The following is a 1,165-nucleotide window of genomic DNA, read 5'->3' as shown; positions in this document are numbered from 1 at the left end:
GTCGATAATAATCACGTAGCTCACCCTTCATCTGGATAACCGACATGGCACCCAAATGGAAGACGGATTTCAAGCGTAAGCGAGCATGTTGGCTGACGCGCGTTTTGCCACGTACACTACTACCCGACCGGTACCGCGCGGGCGGCCCCGTCAAAGGGCGCCACACCAGCGTGACAGGCCAATTTCTTGGGATCGTTGATGGCCTTGAATTCGTTCGTAGCTACCAGTACTTCAGCCGCAATGGCATCACCCACACCAGGAACAGAGGTGATCCAGCCGAAAACGGGGCCGCCCGTGCGGCTCTTTCAAGCGCTCATCGCTCTGAATAAGCGTATTGATTTGTTTTTCGGCACTTGCCAAATCGGCATTGATTGCTTTTAACGAGGCCTGGCAGTTTTTGGCCAGTTGCTTTTGGAGAGACTTTTCCACGAAGCCCTGCTGTTCGTCAATAGGTTGTTGAACCGGGACGCCGGAGCGTTTGCTGGCGAACTCGAAGAAGTCGTTGACGAAGTGCACTAAGTGTTGCAAGTTTTTGCAAAATGAGCCGTGGCGGCTGCCACAGACACATTTTATCTCGGAAACGGAACGGGGCCGCCCGTGCGGGCATACTCGGCAATGCGGACTGCATCAATGGTGTCGCTCTTACCGCGCTGAAGGCCCCCTGCCTTCTTAATTTGAAGACTGCTTTCCAGCCAAATCGGTATCTTCAGTTTGTAAAGGGAAGATAAAAGATGAGCACAATAAATCCCCGTATGTTCGAGACAGCAGACCGATTCAGCAATTGTAAAGTAAGGCAAGGCCTTACTTAATTTCACTGTAGTTCTGATCGCTGCTGGTGAATTAGCCGATTGAATTTGCAAGACCATAGTTTTGCCATCAAAAACGGCCCAGTCCAGTGTAGCTTTCGAAACGTCAACACCGATGAACGGGGCCGCCCGCGCGGTAGCGAATGTCCATGAGAGATAGTAATTTAGGTGTTCAACAAGTCCTTGCGTTGGTGCTCAAACCGCCACGGGGCGCCCCGCTTGCTAATGGGCCTAGTTGCCCTCATTTCCATTCGAGCCTTTAAGCAAGTAAAACAGGGTGGGTCCTGACCGCGACGGCGGACCGTTCCGCGCATAGAGCTGGAACTCTGCGGCCCCCTAGGGTAGCCCACCCTGTTCAC

4 protein-coding genes are annotated in these 1,165 nt (G+C 53.0%); all 4 read right to left on the bottom strand.

Going from position 1 to position 1,165, the window contains the following annotated elements; all coding sequences use genetic code 11:
• The coding region (locus ACFS25_RS31790) for a transposase (protein ID WP_381509255.1) at window positions 1-166 on the bottom strand (166 nt) is incomplete at its 3' end.
• Window positions 120-254 (bottom strand): transposase, encoded by a 135-nt coding sequence (locus ACFS25_RS31785; protein WP_381509254.1) that lies wholly within the window; start codon window positions 252-254, stop codon window positions 120-122. The genes ACFS25_RS31790 and ACFS25_RS31785, both read right to left, overlap by 47 nt.
• Window positions 247-528 (bottom strand): hypothetical protein, encoded by a 282-nt coding sequence (locus ACFS25_RS31780; RefSeq protein WP_381509252.1) that lies wholly within the window; start codon window positions 526-528, stop codon window positions 247-249. Before ACFS25_RS31780 ends, ACFS25_RS31785 begins: the two co-directional genes overlap by 8 nt.
• A 41-nt stretch (window positions 529-569) precedes the next feature.
• Window positions 570-866: a hypothetical protein gene (locus ACFS25_RS31775; RefSeq protein WP_381509250.1), complete on the bottom strand. Its 297-nt coding sequence runs from the start codon at window positions 864-866 to the stop codon at window positions 570-572.
• Between the last annotated feature and the right edge of the window lie 299 nt (window positions 867-1,165).

It is taken from the genome of Spirosoma flavum, from assembly GCF_042686045.1.
Lineage (GTDB): Bacteria > Bacteroidota > Bacteroidia > Cytophagales > Spirosomataceae > Spirosoma > Spirosoma flavum.
Note: the sequence above shows the minus strand (reverse complement) of the source record. Positions and strands in the feature narration are given on the sequence as shown.

Bases quoted from the DNA above. Each gene is read 5' to 3' on its own strand.
- ACFS25_RS31775 (WP_381509250.1), bottom strand. From the start codon at position 866: ATGGTCTTGCAAATTCAATCGGCTAATTCACCAGCAGCGATCAGAACT.